We start from the raw sequence: 24776 nt of genomic DNA, 5'->3' as shown, positions 1-24776 counted from the left end.
AGTCAAATGATGGGCTGCGTCTTTTTCTGGAATATCTCAAGACAGACCGGAGGTTCCAGTTCTTCACGTGCCACATACAGGGACAGGTCCGAACGGGTCTGCATCGTCCATTTTACCAGGGTGATGCGGCGGCTCTGGATCTCGATACAGGTGATGCTGCTTGGATGGACGCAGCTTCCGGCATTGAAATAGGGAGAATCCGGGCTGCCGATCATGGGACGGTGGGTGTGCCCTGTGATCAGCAGCTTCTGTTCCTGGGAAGCCCAGGAGGCAAGCCGCGTTTCCGTCTTTTTCTTCTTTGTATAATTGCGGGCCGCGCTGGTAGGGTCGGACACGCCGATTGCCTCCAGGGGTTTCCATAAGTACCGCACCAGGAAGCCTGAGAGCGGCGCCAATGTACTGTTCAGGAAGTCCGCCTGGTGACCGTGGGTCAGATAGATTTCCTTCTGCGAAATGCTGTCGCGCAGGATGATGCCGGAGTGGAAACAGATATCCGGCAGCAGGCAGGCGGCTGTTTCCGCTTCGGACTGCGGTGAAACAGGCTGAAGCGGTGTCTGACAAAAATTTGTTGTTGCGTGCTGGCAGTAAAAGGCGGAGCAGTGCCGTCGGCAGTAACGCACATTTTTTTTGCAGTGGTCGTGGTTCCCGTAGATCATGCAGAGCCGGTTTTGACGGTGAAATTCTTTGAGCATGCGGAACACGTCGTCATGAATGTCTATGATCCTGGCGAGAGAACGATTTTCCCATAACTCATCGCCGTCTCCCAATTCTATATAGGTGTAGCCGTTTTGAAAATAATGCCGGAGCGCCGCAAGGTAGAGGTGCTGGTTTTTCAGAAAATTATCATTGGTATTACCCACTCCACGATGACAGTCGCTGAACAGGGCAAAACGTGAGCTGCAGTCCAGCGGGATCACCGGAGCATCGCAAAATGCCCCGGTAATCCTCTGATACCACCCCATCAGCGGTACCTCTTGTGTTTTTTAAATCGTCTGGGACAGATGGTTCTGCGGAACGCAAACGGAAGGTAATAATACAGATACAGCAGTCTGTCTGCAGTGGTGGAAAACGGGCAGGTGACCTTCCGATAGATCCGGCAGAACAGCCGGTTTTTCCACAGGATGAAGTTCCGTCTCCACCCGGGGGATTCACAGACACTTGGAACCGTGAAAACAAAGCGCAGGTTCGTTCCCTCCAGCCGGATCTCATCCCATCCATATCCAAGCTCGGTCAGGCTGTTCAGGAAGGCGCTGCACATTTCCATATCCGGAAACGTGATGGTATATTCCGCAGTCAGCTCAGAAGGGGAGATGCAGTACCCGATGACAAAACCGGTCAGCCACCAGTGGATATGCGAAATGCAGAACAACTGCCCGCTGCAGGAGGACAGAAGCCGGATGCGCATGGGCAGCATTTCGTGATCGTCTGCCGCCTGAAATATCGTCTGGCCGCGGAGCATGGGCGGAACGACTCTGTCGGCATGGTAAATCCCTGCCTCCGCGCCGGAGGTGATTCCGTACTGCCCTTTCCAGAACTGGATCAGCCAGGTCTTATTCTCATAATTGAAATAGACAGGCTCCGTGTCCAGAACCATATTCATGGACAGGGACGCCAGGTCATACAGCTTCCCATACCCAAAATCCTTCTGCCAGGCGTCGGTGCGGCTGGAAAAGATATCCTGCCGGTGGTCGTAGCAGAAGCCAAAGGGCTCGGCAAGCTGATTGAGCAGGCAGCATTTTTCCGTCAGCGTCATGCAGGAAATACGGCAGATGATCTTCCGCTTTCTGCAATGGTTGAGCACAAGAAAAAGGAGCGCGATCAGGATAAAAAGAGATAAAAGTGTATACATAGGCGTGATTCTTTCATTTTTCTTATAGTATATGTGGGGGAGGGGGAAGTGGTGTGGAGGTGCCGGGGGTAATGCCAATTCGATAATTGAAAATTTTCCACCTGAATGAGCAGGTCGATAATTTTTATAACTCAAACTTCGCACTTTAATAAGTGCCTATGCATCTTGAAAATACAATAAAAACTGGCAATTAAATAGCATGAAACCGTCTGGTTTGGTATAATTGAGTTGTCGAAAAACAATTAAAACCGGAGGCTCATGCTATGAATAAAAGTATAACACAAGCAAACCAGAATGATAAGCAGATTTCAAAATCTATCGAAAAATTTTTTAAAAGATTCCATATCTCCTCGGCATTGAAAGCATCTAATGCCTATAAGAAAAATGGCATTCCCGTTATTGAGGTTTTTCAGTATCTTTTTCTGCTGATCTTTTCTAACAGGAGTATGTATATGAGCCTGATCACTGGACGAAATACTCCCGGATTTGCTAAGGATACGGTGTATCGGTTCATGAAGATGCTCCAGATTAACTGGATACGTTTTACAACTCTGTTGGCTTCTCGGATTATCAGGGACGCGATCGTCCCCTTGGACTCAGAAGACCGCGCAAATGTACTCATCATTGATGATTCTATGTTCGAACGCAATCGTTCTAAAAAAGTAGAGCTTCTTGCAAAGGCCTACGACCACGCAAACCACAGATACCGTTTTGGATTTCGTATGCTTACACTTGGATGGTCAGATGGAAGTTCTTTTCTTCCCGTGAACAGCATTCTTCTCTCGTCTGAAAACAAAAAGAACAGGGTCAATGAAGCTGTGAAGGTTGATAAGCGGACTGCCGGGTACAAACGGAGGCTGCTTTCCATTCAAAAAGGGACACAGGCCATGCTTGAGCTTTTAAAAACTGCTAAGAAAGCGGCAGTTCCAGCAAAGTATGTCCTTTTTGACAGCTGGTTTTCTTCTCCAAGCACCCTCCATGCAGTAAAGACCATCGGTTATGATGTCATTGGTATGGTAAAAAAGACTCCCAAAATGTTCTTCCGATACAAAGGGGAAGACATGTCCCTGATTACAATCTATAACCGGAATAAAAAGAGACGCGGCCGTTCCCGGTATCTGCTTTCTGTTTTAGTGGATGTTGTAAAGGATGGGAAAGTCATTCCGGCTAAAGTTGTATATGTGCGTAACCGGAATAAGAGGAAAGAATATTTATGCCTTATCTCTACCGATACAACGCTGGATGAAAATGAAATCATCCGTATTTATGGCAAGCGCTGGGATATCTTATACGAACCCTGCTTTTATATGAACTTTTGTGATGGAAATACAATAAATATCAAATTTTCCATCACAAAAAGTTCGTATAAAGTCCTTAGTCTAATCCAAGAATCCGAGACAGTTCGTCTTCGTCATCTGGCCATAATGGTTCTTCTTTTGGAATCACATTGTTTCTTCTGTTTGCGATTTCTCTCATCTGGTCTAACGATGGTGATGTATAGTGGTCTCTTGTTGTTTTCATGTCCGCATGCCCTAATAGCACCGAGATCGCAGCGAGATCCACGCCATCACGATATAGCATCGTTCCCCTTGTGCGCCTAAATGTATGGGGTGAGACGGATTCTGGCAGATCATGTTCTTCCCGAACCTTGTCCGAATATTTCTTTATCAGTTTTTGGACATTACGTGAAGTCATATATTTCTGCTTTCCGTCGATCACTGTATAGATGAACGGAGCATCCCTGTTTCTTTCCGGGTGGAACTCGCCCATATATTGTCTGATCAAAGCCGTTGTCTTGGAATCCATTACGACACAGCGCTCTTTGTTGCCTTTTCCATGGAGCCGTAACTTCACATCATTATGGTCAAGGCATACATTTCTGACATCCATGGAAACAAGTTCAGCCACCCGCATTCCACTATCGTATAAGACAGACATGATGACCTTGTCCCTTAGCCCCTTCCGGGTGTTTGGAGGCATATGCAGCAGGGCTGCAAGCGCATCAACATCTTCGATGACCGGCTGAAGTTCTTTTGGCTCGCTGTAATAAGGAACCTGTTCAACGGAAAACGCATACTGCTGTAAACTGACATCCCTTGCAGAAGCATAACCCACATAGGACTTGACTGTTGCGAGCTTGTTATTGACCGTCTTTGCTTTCAGGTTATCAACTTTGTGGAGATGATTCCTGTAATCCAGCAGAAAATCATACGTACAATCCTTAAATTCGAACCTGTTTGTAGGTATTCCAGCGATGTTGTTCACATAATTCCGAAATGTCTTAAGCCCCTGTCGATAAGTAACGGCTGTATGACGGGAGCCGCTTTTCTCTTTTGGTATGAATACATGCAGAAAATCATAGGTTCTGCAAAAGAACAGCAAGTCGTTGTTGTTCATCTGCGCATCACCTCCGGGATTACACGGTCTATGACTGAGTCTCTCTTTCTGATCGTCTGCGCCGCATCTTCAACATAATGGTAATAGTAATACGTATCATTAAAACTTTTGTGACCAAGAAACCTGCTCAGGTATGGGAGCATATGTTCAAAGTCCAGCCCCTGTTCACGCCATAGATTTATCCTGTTGACAACATATGCATGCCGGAGACAGTGTGTCGTTGGATTTCTGTCACATCCAGAAGAAAAAGATGTGTTCCGCCAGCATCTCCGGAACATAGAACTGATGCTTTCATAGCTCATCGGTTTATCTGGATCAATCCCCGGGAAGAGCCATGCCGGCTCCCTGGCGAGTTCCCCAGTAAGATACGAAATGTATTCCCTGCAAAGTTTTACCATGTCATCTGAAAGATAAATAATACGGTCCCGGTTTCCTTTCCCATCAAGTATCATGACCGTGCCGTCATACAGATCAACATCATCCATAGATAGAAGACGGGCTTCCGATGCACGGAGTCCATTCAGGTAGACCAACCTGAACAGTACCGGATACTCATTTGACATGCGTCTGACATCTGCGTTTCCCTTCCCCGGTGTATAACGGTCGATTTCTATGAACAGTTCCGCGATCTCATCACCAACAGGAAGATGGATGACAGGTTTTGAGGGACGGACTTCTATCGGAGGACAATAACTGGAAATTCCCAGGCTATTCAGATACATGGAGAACTGCCTTATAATACTTATCCTTGCCGTAAGGCATTTCTCGCCCTCAGTGTCCCTTTTTTTGACCCAGCCAGACAGATTCTCAGGAGTCAGCCCTGTTTCTTCATAGCCCTGGTCTGTCCAGTATGCATCAAACTGCTTCATCCACTTGGATTCGTTGTGATACTTGTATCCAAGGGACTTTTTCTCATCAATGAACCCTGTAATCCACCCGGCAATAGTGCTTTTATATTTGATCGCTTTACTCATGCCCGTACCTCCCTTCCATTGACAATCCAGTCTCTGAAAGAGAAAGCGGGCACAGCCGCATCTTTTCCGTATCCAGTGACGTATATTTATGTACGTTCTTTGTGTCCGAATGCCCCAGCATTTCTGCCGTCTCAGCTAATGTTGCGCCGCTGTTTAATGTGGCAGAGCCAAAGGTCCTTCTGAACATATGGACTTTACCTGTGGATACCCCTGCGCGCTCCATTGCGTTTCTGCATACGGAGCGGCCGGCAGGACTATAAGGTGCTTTCAGATTAAGGAATAACCTGCCGCTGCCAGTATCCCTGCGCCTTGCATCCTTTAAATATCTGTATATCGCATTGCCTGTTTTAATGTCCATCGGATACAGGTGTTCTGCCCGGGTCTTCTGTTGGAAGATACGTATACTCCGATTTTTCCAGTCAATGTCGGAAATTTTCATCCCGATGATGTCGCTTGACCTGAATCCCATGTTCAGGGCAACCATAAGGATTGCGGCATCCCTCAGTTCGAGAGGTGTCGCTGCATTCGCACAGTAAACCTCAACTGTTTCTATATCTTCTGGCGACAGGATCTCCACGATCTTTTCACCGCCTGCAGCCTGGCCTGGAAGCGCAAGATGCATCCCCATCGAAATGGCTTCCTTCATTTCAAGATAAATGAGAAACTTTCTGATACGGCTGTTATAGGCATTCTTTGCTTCCGGCGTTTTGTGGCCATTGTCAAAAAGATTAAATTCCTTGATGATCCCAGGCGACAATTCCGCGAAAGAAGTAATGCCTGATGATACGAGAAAGCCGCAGAATCTGGTACTACAGGTACGGTACATTTTTATAGTATTCTCTTTCCACCCCTCCTTTTCCTTAGCGGCTATAAATGGCGCTATCCCGGCCCGGCACCATGACGGCAGCCTGTCGTATTCAGTATCCGTATGTTTCCACCAATGCGAAGGCAGGATGTCTCCCATGCGGATATAGTCGTCATACATCTCATATGTACGCCTTGCCATACAAAAGCCTTTTCCAAAGAGACGCTTTCCGACTGCTTCAAACCACACATGGGTGATGGTACGGTCATATCCAAGGTTTTCCCTGTCCAAAAACAAGTATAGTAAGGTAAGGTGATATGGTGAGGAATCCGTTACCGTCTTGCTGTATCCCGCCGATTTCAGCCGTTGTGTAAAATCATTGATGGACTGATAGAATTCTTCCACGGTGGAACAGGCACTCGCTTTGCGGCGGACATGGATTACCGCCTGTGCGGCAGATTCCAGATCTGACAATGATGTGCACTTGTCAGCTTCAATGTAATGGAGATAAAGGGAATAACCTCTCCGGCACCTGCCCTTGGCGGACATATATTCCAAAAAACCGCTGACAAGCCCTTCGTTGATGTAGTATGCTTTCGATGATTCCCTCAGGAACCGGTCGTAACCATCAAGCATTGAATAGTCGATATCCTCAATGCAGCCAGCGTCGTTATACTGTATAAAACAGCAGAACTGAACGACCTTGTGCCGGATGTTAGTTAGGTGGGCCTGCGTGTAACCACCGGTAAGTGATATATCTGAAAGGTATTCTTCAATTCTGTCTTGAAACTGCTTCGATGGATGCGCATAGACTACCAGATGGGAACCTAATATTCTCCCATACTCATAAACATCATAAAGTCTGTAAATAGCGTTTCGATACTGCGGCTTTAGATATTTAGCCGCACTGTGTTCACACCATTCCAGTGCATAGTCCATAGAAAACCATTGAATCCCATTAAGCGCCATACTTTCATTGAGTGCATTGTAACAGCCCATGCTTATTTGTATAGCTCTCGGACCGTATCTGTACCGCTTAAGTGTGGCAATCACTACCGTTACATTGTTTTTGAAATTTACCATGTCAGTCTCCTTTCTATAAATAAAAAGTGTATGTGTACTAACATGGTACATTAGTTTTGGATTTTATACGAACTTTCTTATGCACAAATACCGCTGGAAAAGACTCCGCCCACTGAAAAGTTCGTATAAAAGCAGGGTTCGTATAAGATATCTTATACGAAAGTTCGTAAAAGATATCGAAGTTTTCTTCAAGGTATGCAAAAGCTATCTGAATCTTAGCCGGGAATGTAACTCCTTATCATATGACGCAATGACAGCCCACACTGCGGTTGTTTTTACACGATATATGATGCTGTCTTTGGAAAGCAGGGAAGGGCGTGATAACCGTTCGCTGGGAGAACTTTTTCTATATTTTTCTGATGAAATGTCTGACATCACATGGATACAGGCATTTCGAATGCTGCTTCAAATGTTCCGAACCATACTTAACAACAATACAGAGCTGTCCGACGATAAAATCGACGAACTCGTTGATACATTTATGAATACATTACCTGCTTTGCTGAAAGCGCAGCTTCAAGCAGCATAACAGCAGACTTTTGACAACTGAATAACAGCCAGGTATTGAATTTTCAAGGTGCATAGGCAAAATCTATGTGCGAAGTTTGAGTTTATAATTCATAATACAAAAAGTAACGATTTTGTGATAAAATGAGAAAATAAAAATAACGATTTTGATGAGAAGAAGGAAAATAAAAATAACGATTTTTGTGGAAATATATAGAATAAAAACGACGATTTTTGTAATAATGAATAAAGAAATATACCTGAATAACTGGAAGGGTGGGATTGAAAAATGTTGTTCAAAAGGAAGATTTATGAGAGGATCAGGCAGTGGAAGGAAGAAGCTGACGGGCAAACCGCATTGCTGGTGGAAGGGGCCAGACGGGTTGGAAAATCCACGGTTGTGGAGGAATTTGCAAAAAATGAATATGAAAGCTATATTCTGATTGATTTTGCGTCTGCTTCGCAAACCGTGAAGGATTTATTTAAGGATATATCGGATTTGAACTATATTTTTCTGCAGCTGCAGCTGCAGTACCGGGTTGATCTTCAGGAACGGAAATCCCTCATTATATTTGACGAGGTTCAGCTTTGCCCACATGCGAGGCAGGCAATCAAATTTTTGGTAAAGGATCACAGGTATGATTATGTGGAAACCGGATCGCTGATTTCCATCCGGCAGAATGTAAAGGATATCCTGATCCCGAGCGAGGAGCACAAGGTGAGCATGTATCCCATGGATTATGAAGAATTTCTGTGGGCGTTGGGGGATCAGACGACAATCCCGCTTTTGGAAACTGTTTTTCAAAATCAAAAGCCGATTGGGGATCAGATGAACCGGAAGCTGATGCGGGATTTCCGCCTGTATATGCTGGTTGGAGGGATGCCACAGGCCGTAGATGCGTATATCCGGACAAATAACCTGAGGAAGGTAGATGCCGTAAAACGAGATATTTTAAATCTGTACGAGGACGATTTTCGAAAAATAGACCCTACCGGGAAGATTTCCATGCTGTTCGATGCAATTCCCGCACAGCTGAACCGGAATGCTTCACGCTACCAGATTTCCGGAGTCCTGAACCACCAGAGGGCAGATGACAGCATTCTGAGCCTGATTGCCAAACTAAAAGACTCCAAAACAGTCCTCGCCGCATATCACACAAGCGACCCCAACGCCGGGATGGCAAACAGCCGGGATCTGAGGAAGTTCAAGCTGTTCCTGGCAGATACGGGACTGTTTACGACGCTGGCCTTTAAGGATAAGGATTTTACGGAAAATGTGATCTATGAGAAGCTGCTGAATGATAAACTGTCGTCAAATCTGGGATATCTGTATGAAAATATCGTGGCACAGATGCTGGCTGCAAATGGAAATGAACTGTTTTATCATACTTTTTTGAATGAGAAGTCCAGGCATAATTATGAGATTGATTTTCTGCTGGCGCGTAAGAATAAGATCTGTCCGATTGAAGTCAAATCGTCAGGGTATAAAACACATGCATCCCTGGATGCATTTACCGTGAAGTTTTCTGATCGGATTCTGCAGAGGTATCTGGTGTATACGAAGGATCTGAGAAAAGATGGGGATATCGTGTGCATGCCGGTTTATATGGCGATGTTTTTGTGAGGAAACGGTGCGAATAATAATATGTATGATCAGGGTGTAAAAATTACCAGAAGCCGGGAAAGCCCGCAGAATATCATTTTTTTATCGTAAATGGGGAAAAAACCATGGTTTTTTCCCCATTATTTGTCATGTCTAAATATCAAAAAAATCTGTGATAATTTGTCAAAAAATCTTTCAATTTGCTGGAAAACAGCAAAAATCAAACACGATTTTCCGCAAATCATCGAAAATTATATTAGCACATCGAAAATATTTTTTCAAGACCTTTTGGGGAATAAACCATGGTTTCTTCCCCAGCCCTGGAATACCGGAACGGCTGGATTTAATGGCTTTTCCGGCGCTGAGCGCAATCCGGAAGGGTGAAAGAAAATGGGGAAAAACGGCAGTGAATGCTGCACAAATCCCTAAAAAGCAGCTATGAACAAAGGAGCTGGTACAAATGTGGTATGTAATACAGACGAAAACAGGCCAGGAAGAGCCCATGCGTCAGCGGGTGGAGAAAATGCTTCCGGATGATTCTTACGAGGACTGTAAGATTCTGTATTATGTGAAAAAGAAAAAATACCTGGGCCAGTGGCACGAGGAGCGGGAACGTCTCCTGCCGGGATATATGTTTCTTGTAACAGACAACCCCAAACCCCTTTCAGAAGCGCTTCACCGGATGACGGAATTTACAAGGCTTCTCGGAACCGGCAGCAGCTTCTGTCCGATCCGTCCGGAAGAGGAAGAGCTCCTGAACAGGCTGACCAACGGGAAAGATGAGATCGGGATGTCCTACGGCGTGATCGAAAAAGGAATCCTGAAAGTCAGGTCCGGGGTTCTGACCGGGATGGAATCCCGGATTAAGAAGATCGACAGGCATAAGCGCAAGGGGTTTCTCAGTATGAGGCTGGATGACAAAGAGAAACTCGTAGGCGTGGGCCTGGAAATCACGGAGAAGAGCTGATATGTGGTATGTCATACAGGTCTACACCGGCAAGGAACTGGAGATCGCCCAGCAGTGCCGCGACAGGGTGGCGGATGAGGGCGAGGATGTGTTCGTTCCGCTGGCGGAACGGTGGACAAAGATCCGTGGGGAGAGAACACTGATCACATCCAGACTGTTTCCGGGATATGTGTTCATTGAGACGGATAAGATCGAGGATTTTTATAAACGTCTAAAAAGAATATATGCTATGTCTAAGGTGCTGAGAACGGGGGATGAAATGACACCGATCCAGAAGGAAGAGGAGGAGTATCTTAGGAAGCTTGGCGGGGATGAGCATGTGGTGAAGTATTCGGAAGGGTATATCGAAGGGGATAAGCTGGTAGTTACTTCCGGGCCGCTGAAGGATTTTGAGGGGAATGTGAAGAAAATTTTGCGGCATAAGAGGTTGGTGGTGTTGGAAGTACCGCTGTTGGGACATAGAGTGGAAGTGACGGTGGGGATGGGGGTTGTGGAGAGAAGGTAGTGTTACAAAGATCTTTTGGCTCAATGCAATTTGAAATTGTAGGATTAGATAGATGGTATATTGCAGAAAATAGAGAACGATTAATAGTTAATTTGTTAAGTCTGCTGGAGAAATACCTGCTTTAATTGTTTACAAGAAGTCACGAAAAGCATTTGACGCTTCGCGCGCTATGTAGGAAGGTGATGGACATAGAAATTTTAAATTCAGAGTATAAAAATGATTCTGGGATGGCGAAGCCATCCTATTTTTTGTAAAAAAACTATTCAGACAGATCACAAACATATCTGCTGATTTTTAAGTACATATAAAAAATAAAGGAGAAAGAGAATTTCAGAATAGTAAAAAATCACTCATAAGGTAGTGGTTTTTTGTTTTTTTTGAAGGTCTATAGAAAAAGAAAAAATGAACTGCTGGAAAATCACGAAGATTATTTTTGTTCTGCTTAGATAATTCGTTATAGTAAAAATTGGAAAAAATCAAAAATAGGGTATTGAAAAAATATATACACTTCAAAAATGCAGCATCAATAGAATACAGCCAAGCATCAATCTATGAGAAATTGGTGAAACGTGCAATAGACATATTCTTATCTCTAGCGGCACTGATACTTCTTAAAATAGAGGCTTTCAGGCGCTTTTTTGGTTCCTGAATTCAGTTTTTCTTAAAAGTGTAAACTTATGAATTAAAAAGATGATAATCAAAGCGGAATTATTTATGAAGTATGCAAGGCTGTCTGAACGGAATCAAAAGCCTCTGAGGGTGGATTGAAATGCTTTGATTGTGCTCATTCCTCCTTTTGAGTATCCAGTTGGACGGATCTTTGCCGAGACTCCGGCGAAGACTTCATGAAGAAAGAGATGCTTGGATATAGATTTATTATGCATATCTGTTAACGATAAGCGTAGAAAGGTAGGATGCATAAATTATGACTCATAAGGTTGAGCAGTTTGTTGAAAAGATTATGGCACCATTGGTGTGCAGATCCGGGGAGACGGAATGGAAGTTTAATTCTGGTATTGAACTTGCTAAGTATAGCTTTGACAAACATTACCTGATTGATTCGTTGGAGATTGAGAATGGAAGCGTGGTTCTGATATTTTCGGAATGGACTCATGTACAGACAAACTGGGTAGGCGAGAAGCGAGTAGAACCGAATATGTTTGATGGGGTGTAAAGACCGTTCATATCCGAGCATATATTATTAGAATGGAGATTTATGAACATGTCGCATGAAAAGAAGAGTAAGATTGCATACGGCATCAAATCCGATTATATAAACCCGATGGAGGGCAAAAAGGTAGTCTTTATTGAGGACAGTAATGACAAAGAGAACGCCGATGGAGCCAGAGGGCATTTGGAAGCTGTAGGGATAAGCCGGTATAAAGCAGGCATTTACGAGAAGTGTGTAAAACGAGTATTAGATGTAATCCTGTCTGGATTAGGACTTATTGTGTTATCGCCAGCTTTTCTAGTCATTGTGATTTCGATTAAAGTGGATGATCCGGGACCGGTGCTATTTACGCAGAAACGGGTAGGGAAGAATAAGAAGTACTTTAAGCTTCATAAATTCAGATCCATGAAGATGGCTACCCCGCATGATGTACCGACACATATGCTGGACAATCCGGATCAGTACATAACCAAGGTGGGAACCTTCATGCGCAGGACTAGCATCGACGAGATTCCGCAGGTTTTTGATATATTTGTGGGAAATATGTCGATTATCGGGCCAAGACCGGCGCTATGGAATCAGGATGTCCTGATTGCCGAGAGAGATAAGTACAATGCCAACGATGTAAAGCCTGGTTTGACCGGATGGGCACAGATTAACGGAAGAGATGAACTGGAAATCCCGGACAAAGCCAGACTTGACGGGGACTACGTAAAGAAGATCAGTTTTCTGTTTGATGTGAAGTGCTTTATTGGTACCATTATTTCCGTCATCAAGCATGACGGTATAGTCGAAGGCGGTACCGGTGAAATACATAAGAAGGAGCAAAAGTAGTGAAGAGAGTTCTCATCACTGGAGCAAACAGTTACATAGGTGTTTTATTCGAGAATTATGTAAAAGAGCATTATTGCTCTGAACTGGATATCGATACAGTAGATATGATAGATGGCAGCTGGAGAAAAAAGGATTTCTCGCCATACGATGTTGTCTATCACGTTGCCGGCATTGCTCACGCTGATGTGGGAAATGTAAGCGAAGAAGTTAAAGCAAAATATTATGCCATCAATACTGACCTGGCGATTGAAACCGCCAAGAAGGCAAAGGCTGATAGCGTCAAACAATTTGTGTATATGTCTTCGGCAATTGTATACGGTGATTCAGCCCCCTATGGAAAGACAAAAAGAATAACAGCTAATACTGAACCAAAGCCGACGAATTTCTATGGTGACAGCAAATGGCAGGCTGATAAGGGCGTCAGAGAATTGGCAGATAATAGCTTCACTGTAACTGTTCTCAGACCTCCGATGATTTACGGGAAAGGATCCAAAGGAAATTATCCTACATTGGCGAAGGTGGCGAAGAAGTTGCCTATTTTCCCGGATGTTAAGAATGAACGCTCAATGCTTTATATAGAAAACCTCTGTGAGTTTCTTGCCCAAGTGATGATAAGAGATCTGGGAGGAATCTTCTGGCCACAGAATGCAGAGTATAGTAGAACGAGCGAGGTTGTTAAGTTGATTGCTTCAGCAAATGGGAAAAAGATATTAGTCAGCAGGACATTCAATTGGGTTGTAGCGTTAGCATCGCATATTCCCGGGAAAATAAATGGCTTGGCTAATAAGGCGTTTGGAAATCTCACCTATGATCAATCCTTGTCAGTTTATGATTTCGAATATAGGGATGTAGATTTAAGAACATCAATAAAGAGGACAGAAATGCCGCAAAATGAGCTTAATAATGACATAAAACAAAATAGTAAAAGAAAGACCATTTGGATCATAGACCATTACAGTTCTGAACCACAGTATGGTGGTATTTCTCGACAATATGATTTTGCAAAAGAATTAGATAAGCGTGGATATAATGTAGTTATTTTTTCATCTGGATTTTCACATTATACCCACACTTATATTTCTGAGAAAGGTATGTACATATCTAAGCCGTTTAAACATGTGAGATATGTATATGTTAAAACGCATTCATATGGAGCGAACAATGGCAAGGATCGTGCATTGAACATGATCACTTTTATGACACAGGTTTTGAAGTATGCAACTAAGTTTGCAAAACAATATGGGAATCCTGATGTCATAGAAGGAGCATCAGTGCATCCCTTAGCATGGATAGCGGCATATAGATTAAGTAGAAAATATAAAGTACGATTTGTTGCTGAGGTGAGGGATTTTTGGCCGCAGATATGGATTGATAGCGGTGAAAAGAAAGAATCTTCGCCAATGTGTGTGTTCTTCCGAACAATTGAAGATTTCACTTATAAACATGCAGATCATATCATATATTCTCTTTCCCATGGTGACAGATACATATGTGATGTTAAGGGGGTGCCTAGAAACAAGGTCACCCTTATAGGGCAACCTATGGATTGTGAGAGATATGATGAGAATCGTAAACGACTTGATGAAATTCCGGAGAATATTAAAGATTTTATAAAAGAAGGGTTCATCTGCACTTTCACAGGATATTTCATGGAGTATGAAGGTGTAATGGTAATGCTTGAGGCACAGAAGATTCTCCGGGATCAAGGAATCAATGTGAAGATGCTTTTTGTTGGCAGTGGTGAAGCAAAAAGTGAGATGGAGAGATACGTGGAGCAAAATAAGCTCAACAATGTTCTCATAGGTGATCGAATTTCAAAAGAACTTGTTCCCGCGTTGCTTTCGAATAGCGATGTCTGTATGGCTCATATGGAGTATCAGGGTAAAGAAACAGTATTTAAATACGGAATATCAAAGAATAAGATCAATGATTATCTGTATTCAGGCACATGTACGTTGTTCGGCTTTAGGTATGAAGATAATGAAGTTGTTGATAGCGGTGGTGGAATATTGGTTGAGCCCTACAATTCAAGAGACTTTGCTGAAAAAATAAAAGCTGTATATGTAATGACAGAAAATTCTAGAAGAGAATATGGGATTAACGGGATGAAGCAGACAAAGGCATTCCATGACTTACGGGTTTTGACAGATAAACTTGTAGAAGTTCTTTTGTAGAAGACTTTATAATCGGATAGAAAAATGGAGCCAACTAGACACTAAGTCGTGTCTGTAAGTCAGATATAAAAGTGGTATTGATAGCCTAAAGATTACCGACAAGAAAGGAAAAGACCATGAACACATCATAAAACAATGATATTTTCACAGCCTATAGTGCAAGAAGTGTGTTGATTGATTAAAAATGCTCGCCGCGTGAAAGCTCCATTTTTGTGGTTGTACGCTTTGATGTAAACGATAAAGCATACGCTGGAATTGAGGCCGTGGTATCCGTCGGAGGCATAGTCATTGACATAGAATTTGCGGTTGTATCCGTCCTGAATGGTGTATGTCACGATTTCCGTTGTCGGATGATCATGGGGAACCATCCGTCTTGTTCTGTCAATGACGGTTCCACTGAGTGACAGACCGTGCGCCGCATGGCTGCAGTTTGTTTTGGTATTACGCTGATCCATGGATTTCATCCTCCTTGTGATTTCGTTTTTCTCGTATCTCATCGTACATCTGCTTGTAGGTGACATGATGACCCAGGAAATCCTTAAGAAGTCCGAAGAACTTCTTTCCAAGACCAAGGCATGAATCTAGTGAGCATGTAATGTACGCAATAGACAGATCAACGGTTGTATGGATATGTTCTCCTTGAGTATACGGATATAGCGCTTGAAATCGCGGTTAATGAGAATAAGATCTTCTACAGGAATATCGAACACATCAATGTTTCGGATGGAATGGTAATGAGCGTAAGTGAACTCGGCGCCGGTCTTCATCATATAGAACATCGCTACCGAAAAATTAAGGATCTTGGAGTTGTTGAAAGAAAAGGGAATCACAGAAAAAGAAATGGTAGAGTATCTGGGTTTTGGGAACGGAGCATTTACACATTGGAAATTGATAACATAAATCCTTCCTGATCCATATCATAAAGATGGCAGAATTCTTGGGAGTGACGTCAAACTATCTGCTGTCAGGAAGGGATGAGGATATCAATGTGGATACGTTGTCGGTGAGTGAGATAAAACTGGTAAGGCTGTATCGTCAGATGCAGTTTGGACAAAAGGAATGCCTGATGCGTACGGCAACTTTATTTACGACTGCATTAGAAGAGGAAAGAAATATATAAAAATAGAATTTTGTAGAAGAGATGGGGGAATTTCGTAGTTGAAGCTGAAAACTGTTGAAAAACCCTCTCTTTTAGAGGAGAAATCAATGAAAATCCTTACTGTAGTAGGAGCTAGGCCTCAGTTTATTAAAGCTGCAGCAGGTTCAAGAGAAATCAGAAAACATCATCAGGAGATTCTCGTACACACAGGTCAACATTTCGATGACAATATGTCTGCTGTATTCTTTCGGGAGATGGGAATACCTGAGCCGGATTATAACCTTGGAGTTTCAGGTGGTTCTCATGCGCAGATGACTGCAAAGATGTTGATAGGGATTGAGGAGATTCTTCAGAAGGAGAATCCGGATGCACTGTTGGTTTATGGAGATACAAATTCCACTTTAGCTGCAGGACTGGCCGCTGTAAAACTTCGTATTCCTGTATTTCATGTAGAAGCAGGTAACAGACTTGGGACATTGGATAATCCAGAAGAAGTCAACCGCATTACAACAGATCATTTGGCTACATTGAATTTCTGTGCTACTGAAGATGCCCTGGACAAGTTAAAAAAAGAAGGCTTAGGGGAACGGTCTTATTGTGTTGGGAATATTATGTATGATTCATTCTTATACTTTGCGGATAAGCCATGGGATGAACCGCATATACTTGATTTTAACAACAACCCGGTAAGTATACCGAATGAATTCTATTATATGACTTGTCATAGGCAAGAGAATACATATTCAAATGAACCCTTAACAGAAATTCTGCTTGCAATGAACGGTTTGGACGCACCGACAATTTATCCGGTTCATCCAAGGAATCATGATAGGGCCGAGAGGATGGTAAATAGAGAGAACTTTAAAAATATTATTCTTACACAACCTGTTGGATATTCTGATTCGGTTCACTTGACAAAGCATGCGAAGAAGATCGTCACGGATTCAGGAGGATTACAGTGCGAGGCATTTTACGCTGGGGTGCAGTGTGTATTCGTATTGGATTATGTTGTTTGGCCGGAAACGATGGTCGATAACAGAAATCAACTTGCAAAGGCGGATCATAAGGATATTCTTGAAAAACTGAGTAAGAAGCAAGTTATTAATTCTGACTATAAGCCATTTGGTGATGGTCATGCAGCTGAAAAAATATGTGAAATCATAGAAAAAACAGGAGGATAAAAAATGAGGTACGCATTAATTGGTTGTGGAAGGATTAGTCCTAATCACATTGCAGCGGCAAAAGCAAACAATCTGGAATTTGTAGGAATTTGTGATGTCAATCCAGAAAACATGCATGACAAGATTCTTAAGTTTGAACTGGATCCAATCCATACATACACAGATTATAAGCAGATGGTTGAGGTTGAGAAACCGGAACTTGTGGCTATCTGTACAGAATCTGGTAAGCATGCGGCTATCGCTTTAGATTGCATAGATGCCGGATGTAATGTGATTATTGAAAAACCTATAGCACTGTCATTAGCTGATGCTGACGAGATTATAAGACGTGGTAAGGAGAAGGGCGTTAAGGTTTGCGCTAATCATCAGAACAGATTTAATAAGTCTATTCAGAAAATTAGAGACGCTGTTGACAAGGGTAGATTTGGAAAGATGTTCTACGGAACCGCGCACATCCGTTGGTGTCGAGATTGGAATTATTATTCTAGAGCGGACTGGCGTGGTACATGGGAGCAGGATGGTGGTGCTCTCATGAATCAATGTATACATAACACAGATCTTCTCAGATGGATGATGGGCGATGAAATTGACACAGTAATGGGTATGACGGATAAGCTCAATCATAATTACATTGAGGCGGAAGACTTTGGTATGGCACTTATCAAGTTTAAGAATGGAAGCTATGGAATTCTCGAGGGTACAACGGATATTTACCCTAAAAACCTTGAAGAGACGTTATACCTTTTCGGTGAGAAAGGCACGGTGAAAGCAGGCGGTACAAGTGTTAACCGGATTGAAGAATGGAGATTTTCTGATCAGCTTGATGATCCGGAAGAGGTAATGCGTCAGTTCCATGAAAATCCGCCTAATGTGTATGGCTTCGGCCACACACCTCTTTATGAGGATGTAATTGATGCGATTAGTAGTGATAGAGATCCTTACGTAACGGGAGTGGATGGAAGGAGGGCATTAGAATTAGTTCTGGCCGTGTATAAATCAGCAGCCGAGGGACAGCCGGTGAAACTACCATTAAAAGAGTGTTCAACAATGGATTTTGTTGGAAGATTTGGCGAGAGAAAAGTAATGAAATAAATTAAGAAAAGAATTTTGGGAGAATAGACTTATGACACTTTATAACAGATTAGTAGCAAAAGAAGAATATTTAGCACTCGTGGGATTGGGATATGTTGGCATGCCTATAGCACATGCCTTTGCAAAAAAAGGGATCAATGTTATCGGTTTCGACCTTAATAAAGAGAAGATTGAACTCTACAAGTCAGGAATCGATCCTACAAATGAAGTTGGTAACGAAGAGATTAAGAAAACAAAGATCCAGTTTGCGGCAGATGAAGTAGAGCTTAAGAAAGCAAAGTTCATTATTGTGGCTGTTCCTACTCCTGTAAATACTGATCACACGCCGGATCTTACACCAGTTATCGGAGCATCTGAGATTGTTGGCAGAAATCTTCAAAAAGGTGCCATAGTTGTTTATGAGTCCACTGTTTATCCAGGCTGCACTGAGGATGTGTGTATTCCTATCCTTGAGAGGGAGTCAGGACTAAAGTGTGGTGAAGATTTTAAAGTAGGATATAGTCCTGAAAGAATCAACCCCAGTGATAAGGTTCATAGACTTGAGAACATTCGTAAGATTGTATCTGGTATCGACAAAGAGTCTCTTGAAACAATTAAAGCTGTTTATGACATCGTTATCGAAGTTGGGACATATCCAGTTTCTAATCTTCGTACAGCTGAAGCTGTGAAAGTTGTAGAGAATTCTCAGCGAGACATAAATATTGCTTTCATGAATGAGCTGGCAATGGTATTTGACAGTATGAGCATTGACACAAACGAAGTTGTAGATGGCATGAACACCAAGTGGAATGCACTTGGCTTTAGACCAGGATTAGTTGGTGGACATTGCATCGGTGTTGATCCGTACTATTTTACGTATGAGGCTGAGAAGTTAGGGTATCATTCACAGATTATCCTGAACGGACGTATTGTTAATGATCACATGGGTGCATATGTCGCTGATGCTGCTATCCGTAAGATGATTAAAGCAGGTCAGGCACCTAAGAAGAGTAAAGTAGTTATTCTGGGCTTAACCTTTAAAGAAAACTGCCCAGATATAAGAAATAGTAAGGTGGATGACATTATTAACGAGTTGGGCAGATTCAGAATCAAGCCCATTGTTGTTGATCCATGGGCTAACGAGAGAGATGCAAGAAACGAGTATGGTGTCGAACTCACTAAGCTTGAAGATGTTCATGATGCTGACTGTGTGATAGTTGCTGTAGCACATGATGAGTTTAAGGCGTTGTCTCTTGATGATATCAAGAAGCTATACAGAACTGATGTGTCTAATGACGGAAAGGTACTTGTTGATGTAAAAGGACTTTACAAGATTGAAGATTTGAAGAAGAGCGGTTTACAGTGGTGGAGATTGTAAGTGGATTAAGCACCAATGGAATAGGTGAAAGTATATGACATATAACATTTTTTTTTGTGTTTTCATCCTGTTTTCAATATTTACGTACATGATGTTGTTAAATGGGAAGATATCTGTAAAGCATAAAAGGCTTCTCTTGTTGATTTTTGTGGTAAGTAGTTCTTTTTTTGTTTCTTTCAAACCAATGGAAGTAAAGGATACTGCGAGATATCTAGAAGTCTTTGGGTCAAATCATTCATTGCAATACATAATTAATAATTACGATGTTCGATATGGGAATCGTTATATGGGATTGGACATTGGATTTGTATTATATATGTTTTTTATAAAAGGCTTGGGAATAACATTTCGGGGCTTTGTGTTTGTTAATTCAATAATATCGCTTACTATATTTATTGTGGGAATTAATAGCTTATGTAATGAGATAAAAACAAAAGTAAATGTGGATATTTTAAGAGTCGCAATGCTGTTTATGATAATGTATGGATTTCATTATTCGGCGATTGTACTTAGAGGAGGACTCAGCATTGGCTTAGGTATTTGCGCTGTGGCAGAGTCAATGAAAAAGAAAAAGAAATTATGGCTGATAATACTACTATTGGCTCTATCTATGAGTGTACAATCAATGGGCTTGTTAAATATTATTCCAGTTTTTATATGTATGAGGGATATTAGAATATCAAGAAAAAATGCTATGATCGTTCTTACTTTTGTATTTGTGTGGTTTCTATTTAATATCGGTAGTATTGTAACACCAGTTATTGCTCAATTATTACTTAGGTTTTTATCTTGGAGTCCATTAGTAGGTTTCTCAACCAAAGTGAATGATGCAGATTATCGAGTAGGATTAAGGGACTGGCTTATGTGGATTATAAGCGTTATTCTAATATATTTTTCTGAAGATAAGAATAATCGTAAGATGAATCTAAAAATGTCAATGACGTGTGGAATGGTATTACTTTGTTTTGGATACCCGTTTAGGGCTTTTAGTAGAGTCGTTGATTATTTATTTGTATATTCAGTTCCGGTAATATACGTAAATATGGAAGAGCATAAAAGAAATAGTGTTACAAGATATGCAGCTTTATTAGCAACTCTAGGGATGATAGCAATTCAGGTTGTGGCAATTTATTGAAGATTGTAATAATTTACATAATAATTAGGATTTGGTGACAAGTGTAATAAAGAGATGTAAAAAACGTCATTTGTGAGTATAAGATGAGTTTACTAACGATTCTTTGGTGTGATGCGGTAATAAAAACCCGTATCAACGAGGATTGGAAATTTGGTTTTTCATAAATGCATAGTATTTATCTTGGTTGAAAAATGTATTTATACGATATTTTTAACTACATCATGTCAAAATCCATTAATAGTATCAATGCATTAAACCAGTGTTTTTTGCACACTTTATTACAGAAGGGAGGAAGTGAGGTAATGTTTTGATTTCAATGAATTACCTACACGTTTTTAAATGAAAAGAGGACTATTCATTATATATAATGATTTAAAAAGTTCGGGTGGAGTGAATATAAAAATCCATAATCAAATTTGCACTATGAATGATAATGGTCTAAAAGTTGATACATTGTTAATGAAGCCCAATTATATATGTGGATATAAAATATTATATAGAATGCCCTTTACAAATATTGTACCAAACTGGAAATATGATGCGACACTAAAAAAATATGATTTTATATATTTGAGACGGCCATATTTCATGAATGTTTTTTTCTTGATCTTTCTCAAGAATGTGAAAAAGAATAATCATAACACAAAAGTAGTTATGGAAATCCCGACCTATCCTTATGATAAAGAAATAATAAAGAAGAGGACTAATTATACATTACTAATCAAGGATATGATTACTCGAAAGAGAATAAACAGATATGTGGATAGGATAACAGTTGTGGGAAATGAGAAGGAAATATTCGGAGTCAAAACTATAAAGATACTAAATGGGTACAACGTAATAGAGACTAGGAAGCGAAAACCAAGAGCTGAAATTAAATCAATAAACCTTGTAGCTGCAGCTATGTTCGATTATTGGCATGGTTATGATAGATTGATTCATGGATTGAGGGAATACTATGATAAGGGGGGGGAGCAAGAGATTACTCTTTTCTTTGTGGGAGAAGGACCTGAAAAGAATAAATATATGAAATTAGTAAATGATTTATGTTTACACGAGCATATACAATTCCTAGGGCTGTTAGAAAAGGCAAAGATTCTAGAGGTTTATGACAATAGCGACATTGGGGTTTGTAGCTTAGGGGCATATAGAAAAGACCTTTTTTATTCCTGTGAGTTGAAGTCACGGGAATACTTAACAGTAGGATTACCGATAATAACGGGCGTTCGTCTTGATGTAATGGATAATGACAAATTAAATAAATACATACTTGAGTTTCCAAATGATGACAGTGTCATTGATTTCGATGAAATAATAGGTTTTTACGAAAAACTATACGTTCATAATGACTCATCTGTTTCAATGATACAAGAAATAAGAGAATGCGCTGAAAATGAATTAAATATGAGTAAAGCTCTAAGCGGTTTAATAGAGTATCTTAGGGAGGCATGAAAATGAGAGTATGCAAACGTTGCGTTATGAATGATTCTTCTGACAAGTTAATAACTTTTGACGGTAATGGGTATTGCAATTACTGCACAAATGCATTGATAAAGAAAAAGCATATATACTTCCCCAATGGGGAAGGTCAGTTAATGATCAAAAGGATGGTTGAGGAGATCAAGAAGGATGGAAAAGGGAAAAAATATGATTGTATCATGGGGATTAGTGGTGGTTTAGATTCATCGTATTTGTTATACCTTGGGTATAAGTGGGGATTAAGAATCCTAGCTATACATGTTGACGATGGGTATGATACAGATATTTCTAAATCTAATATTGCTAAACTATCAAAAGCTACAGGTATCGATATTCATAACATAGTTCCAGACAAAGATCAATTTAATGGTCTTATTAAGGCATATATGAAGGCAGGTGTACCTAATGTTGCAGCGCCACAGGATAACATTCTGTTTGCTTTTCTTTATTCTGAAGCGAAGAAGTATCGAACGACTTATTTTTTATCGGGGGAGAACTTTGCTTTGGAATGCATTTTACAGGCAGGAAATACGCATTCGGCAAGGGATAAAGTGAATCTTATGGATATATATCATAAATATGGGGAAGAAGGGATTGATAAACTTAGATTTACGTCTAATTGGAGAATTCTTGCAACGAGGTTTGAATTAGGAATCAAAGAACGCAAACCATTAAATTATATTGATTATAATCGTAATAGAGCGTTTAAAGAATTGGAGCAATTTTGCGGATTTCAATATTATGGTGCTAAGCATTTGGAAAATAAATTAACAGCATTTATTCAGCTGGTTTGGTTTACTAAAAAATTTGGCGTTGATAAACGTACTAGTCATCTATCTAGTATGATTATTTCAGACCAACTTACAAGAAGTGAGGCATTAGACGTCTTAAAACAACCATTGTATGACGAGAAAATGATGAACTCGTATTTCAACGAAATTAAAGAGAATTTACGTATAGATGATAATGAGTTTGATCAGATTATGAACGCACCAGTCCATTTGCATGAGGAGTTTAAAACAGATAGGTTGTACTATGGTGTTATAGCTATGGGAAGCAGAGTGAAAAAAATGGTTAGAAGAATACATCGTAAGTCTATGAATAAGAGCAAATAAGCTTAGATGATGTAGTAATATAAGTGAGCGAATTAATATGAAGGAAAATGGCAGTAAAGTATTAAAAGCCGGTGTATGGTATACTGTTTGTTCATTTCTTATCAAAGGAATGGCATTTTTGACTACGCCAATTTTTACACGGCTTCTATCAAAAGGTGAGATTGGTGATTTTGCAACACTTGGTTCATGGATTAGCATATTGAGTGTTGTGGTTACCTTAAATCTGGCTAATTCGGTTCCATTGGCAAGATACGATTATAAAAAAAACTTTGACGGGTTCATATCGTCCATAACATTATTTAGCATATCATGTACATTTTTGTTTTCAACCATTGTTTTTGTGTTCAGGAATTACATTTCTACATTTGTTGGATTGCCAGTTTATGCTTTATATATTGTTATGATCTATTTGATTGTATCTCCGGGAATGGAAATTCTTCAAGCTAAATTGCGCATTGAGATGCAATATAAGCCTACAGTTATCATGACTTTTATAAGTTTCTGTACATCATTATTGTTGGCATTATTATTGGTTGTTAGCCTGGAAGATGGATTTTTTGCAAGGTCTATTGGTCACTATTTGCCCATCATTATAATAGATTTTCTTATTTCGGTTTCATTAATTATAAGAGGAAAAGAATTATCAATAGAGTATTGTAAATATGCTCTTGTTATTTCACTCCCTCTGGTGATTCATCATTTATCTAGTAATATCATGCATTCATCAGACAGAATAATGATTCAAAAGTTTTGTGACTCTGAATCAGTCGCATTATACAGTGTAGCTTATTCTGGGGCGTTGATTGTAAACTTAATTAGAAACTCTATGGAATCTGCGTGGGATCCATGGGTTTTTGAAATGATGAATAAAGAAAGGGGATTTGAAATTAAGAGATATAGTTATCCATATATTACACTATTTTCCTTGTTATGTATTGGTTTGGTTTCTGTTGCACCTGAAGCACTAATGCTTATGGGAGGAAATAGTTATAGAGAAGCGATGTATGTAATTCCTCCTGTTGTGCTAGCATATTACTGTTCTATGATATACAGCCTTTATGGTGGATTAGAAAGATACCATAAAAAACAAAAAATATTTCCATTTATTGGAGGGACATGCGCGTTGATAAATGTTGCGTTGAATTATGTCGTCATACCGACCTTCGGATACATAGCTGCTGCATATACAACATTAATAAGTTGCTTTTTAGAGATGCTTTTGCATTATCTATACAGTAGAAAAAAGGGCTATTCTAAAGTGTATAGCACACCGTTCAATTTATTATGTATCGTTTTAATGGCAATAATATGTTTGATTATGATGAGTTTGTATTCCTTGTTGGTAATAAGGTATGCGCTTATTGTAATTATTATAATACTACTGCTTATTATTGCATTAAAGAATAAACAAACGGTAATAAAATATATGTCAAGATTTAGTAGATGAGG

General features: G+C 40.6%; 22 protein-coding genes and 2 pseudogenes. 18 read left to right on the top strand and 6 right to left on the bottom strand.

The features are described from left to right. Positions 1 to 2: 2 nt before the first annotated feature. Both EBB54_RS13985 and EBB54_RS13980 read right to left on the bottom strand, forming a co-directional pair. Positions 3 to 962, bottom strand: a complete 960-nt coding sequence (locus tag EBB54_RS13985; RefSeq protein ID WP_125127862.1) for a metallophosphoesterase — start codon at positions 960 to 962, stop codon at positions 3 to 5. Continuing rightward, on the bottom strand, positions 962 to 1849 hold the full coding sequence (locus EBB54_RS13980) for a DUF4474 domain-containing protein (protein ID WP_125127861.1): 888 nt from the start codon (positions 1847 to 1849) through the stop codon (positions 962 to 964). Before EBB54_RS13980 ends, EBB54_RS13985 begins: the two co-directional genes overlap by 1 nt. 263 nt (positions 1850 to 2112) lie before the next feature. Between EBB54_RS13980 and EBB54_RS32235 the strand changes: the two are divergent. Further along, positions 2113 to 3135: pseudogene (locus EBB54_RS32235) on the top strand (IS4 family transposase); the annotation flags it as partial. A gap of 88 nt (positions 3136 to 3223) precedes the next feature. On the opposite strand, the gene EBB54_RS13970 reads toward EBB54_RS32235, so the two are convergent. Genes EBB54_RS13970 through EBB54_RS13960 form a run of 3 tightly spaced genes read right to left on the bottom strand, consistent with a single transcriptional unit; the run spans position 3224 to position 7108 of the window. Then, entirely contained in the window at positions 3224 to 4246 is a 1023-nt protein-coding gene (locus EBB54_RS13970; RefSeq protein WP_125126326.1) for a tyrosine-type recombinase/integrase, read from the bottom strand. After that, positions 4243 to 5220: a tyrosine-type recombinase/integrase gene (locus tag EBB54_RS13965; RefSeq protein ID WP_125126327.1), complete on the bottom strand. Its 978-nt coding sequence runs from the start codon at positions 5218 to 5220 to the stop codon at positions 4243 to 4245. The genes EBB54_RS13970 and EBB54_RS13965 overlap by 4 nt, the downstream gene beginning before the upstream one ends. Continuing rightward, entirely contained in the window at positions 5213 to 7108 is a 1896-nt protein-coding gene (locus EBB54_RS13960) for a tyrosine-type recombinase/integrase (protein ID WP_162307069.1), read from the bottom strand. The genes EBB54_RS13965 and EBB54_RS13960 overlap by 8 nt, the downstream gene beginning before the upstream one ends. Positions 7109 to 7280: 172 nt before the next feature. On the opposite strand from EBB54_RS13960, the pseudogene EBB54_RS31915 reads away from it, so the two are divergent. The 8 genes and pseudogenes from EBB54_RS31915 to EBB54_RS31910 form a co-directional block, all read left to right on the top strand. After that, positions 7281 to 7637: pseudogene (locus EBB54_RS31915) on the top strand (IS4 family transposase); the annotation flags it as partial. A gap of 270 nt (positions 7638 to 7907) precedes the next feature. After that, on the top strand, positions 7908 to 9239 hold the full coding sequence (locus EBB54_RS13950; RefSeq protein WP_125130803.1) for an ATP-binding protein: 1332 nt from the start codon (positions 7908 to 7910) through the stop codon (positions 9237 to 9239). A 151-nt stretch (positions 9240 to 9390) separates the two neighbouring features. Next, on the top strand, positions 9391 to 9660 hold the full coding sequence (locus EBB54_RS29920) for a hypothetical protein (RefSeq protein ID WP_162307141.1): 270 nt from the start codon (positions 9391 to 9393) through the stop codon (positions 9658 to 9660). Between the two features lie 18 nt (positions 9661 to 9678). Continuing rightward, the gene (gene loaP / locus EBB54_RS13945; RefSeq protein ID WP_125127860.1) at positions 9679 to 10185 is read left to right on the top strand and encodes an antiterminator LoaP; all 507 of its coding nucleotides are present in this window, start codon (positions 9679 to 9681) and stop codon (positions 10183 to 10185) included. Between the two features lies 1 nt (position 10186). Beyond that, positions 10187 to 10690, top strand: a complete 504-nt coding sequence (gene loaP, locus EBB54_RS13940) for an antiterminator LoaP (RefSeq protein WP_125127859.1) — start codon at positions 10187 to 10189, stop codon at positions 10688 to 10690. A gap of 925 nt (positions 10691 to 11615) precedes the next feature. After that, positions 11616 to 11864 carry a hypothetical protein gene (locus EBB54_RS13935; RefSeq protein ID WP_125127858.1) on the top strand — a complete coding sequence of 83 codons (249 nt, stop codon included), beginning with the start codon at positions 11616 to 11618 and terminating at the stop codon, positions 11862 to 11864. Between the two features lie 48 nt (positions 11865 to 11912). Further along, on the top strand, positions 11913 to 12695 hold the full coding sequence (locus EBB54_RS13930; RefSeq protein ID WP_279229966.1) for a sugar transferase: 783 nt from the start codon (positions 11913 to 11915) through the stop codon (positions 12693 to 12695). Next, entirely contained in the window at positions 12695 to 14869 is a 2175-nt protein-coding gene (locus EBB54_RS31910; RefSeq protein WP_125127857.1) for an NAD-dependent epimerase/dehydratase family protein, read from the top strand. Before EBB54_RS13930 ends, EBB54_RS31910 begins: the two co-directional genes overlap by 1 nt. Positions 14870 to 14994: 125 nt before the next feature. Here the strand turns inward: EBB54_RS31910 and EBB54_RS13920 are convergent, their stop codons facing one another. Further along, a complete protein-coding gene (locus EBB54_RS13920) occupies positions 14995 to 15324 on the bottom strand; it encodes a hypothetical protein (protein WP_125127856.1) in 330 nt (109 codons plus the stop codon). 165 nt (positions 15325 to 15489) lie between these two features. Between EBB54_RS13920 and EBB54_RS30780 the strand changes: the two genes are divergently transcribed. From EBB54_RS30780 to EBB54_RS13880, 9 genes are all read left to right on the top strand, one after another. Further along, complete coding sequence (locus EBB54_RS30780; protein WP_148099361.1) at positions 15490 to 15780, top strand: hypothetical protein; 291 nt, start codon at positions 15490 to 15492, stop codon at positions 15778 to 15780. Between the two features lie 14 nt (positions 15781 to 15794). Continuing rightward, a complete protein-coding gene (locus EBB54_RS13915) occupies positions 15795 to 15989 on the top strand; it encodes a hypothetical protein (RefSeq protein WP_148099360.1) in 195 nt (64 codons plus the stop codon). 38 nt (positions 15990 to 16027) lie between these two features. Further along, positions 16028 to 17149: a non-hydrolyzing UDP-N-acetylglucosamine 2-epimerase gene (gene wecB, locus EBB54_RS13910; protein WP_243127667.1), complete on the top strand. Its 1122-nt coding sequence runs from the start codon at positions 16028 to 16030 to the stop codon at positions 17147 to 17149. Positions 17150 to 17152: 3 nt separating this feature from the next. After that, positions 17153 to 18241, top strand: coding sequence for a Gfo/Idh/MocA family protein (locus EBB54_RS13905; protein WP_125127854.1), 1089 nt, complete (start codon positions 17153 to 17155; stop codon positions 18239 to 18241). Positions 18242 to 18272: 31 nt separating this feature from the next. Further along, entirely contained in the window at positions 18273 to 19598 is a 1326-nt protein-coding gene (locus EBB54_RS13900; RefSeq protein ID WP_125127853.1) for a nucleotide sugar dehydrogenase, read from the top strand. Positions 19599 to 19632: 34 nt separating this feature from the next. Next, positions 19633 to 20733 (top strand): EpsG family protein, encoded by a 1101-nt coding sequence (locus EBB54_RS13895; RefSeq protein WP_125127852.1) that lies wholly within the window; start codon positions 19633 to 19635, stop codon positions 20731 to 20733. A gap of 423 nt (positions 20734 to 21156) precedes the next feature. Further along, positions 21157 to 22185, top strand: coding sequence for a glycosyltransferase (locus tag EBB54_RS13890; protein WP_162307139.1), 1029 nt, complete (start codon positions 21157 to 21159; stop codon positions 22183 to 22185). 2 nt (positions 22186 to 22187) lie between these two features. Further along, on the top strand, positions 22188 to 23327 hold the full coding sequence (locus tag EBB54_RS13885; RefSeq protein ID WP_162307138.1) for an N-acetyl sugar amidotransferase: 1140 nt from the start codon (positions 22188 to 22190) through the stop codon (positions 23325 to 23327). Between the two features lie 37 nt (positions 23328 to 23364). After that, positions 23365 to 24774: a lipopolysaccharide biosynthesis protein gene (locus EBB54_RS13880; protein ID WP_125127849.1), complete on the top strand. Its 1410-nt coding sequence runs from the start codon at positions 23365 to 23367 to the stop codon at positions 24772 to 24774. Positions 24775 to 24776 lie beyond the last annotated feature (2 nt).

The organism is Schaedlerella arabinosiphila, assembly GCF_003885045.1.
In the GTDB taxonomy this organism is placed as follows: Bacteria; Bacillota; Clostridia; order Lachnospirales; family Lachnospiraceae; genus Schaedlerella; species Schaedlerella arabinosiphila.
The sequence above is the reverse complement of the archived record's forward strand: the minus strand, read 5'-3'. Positions and strand labels throughout refer to the sequence as shown.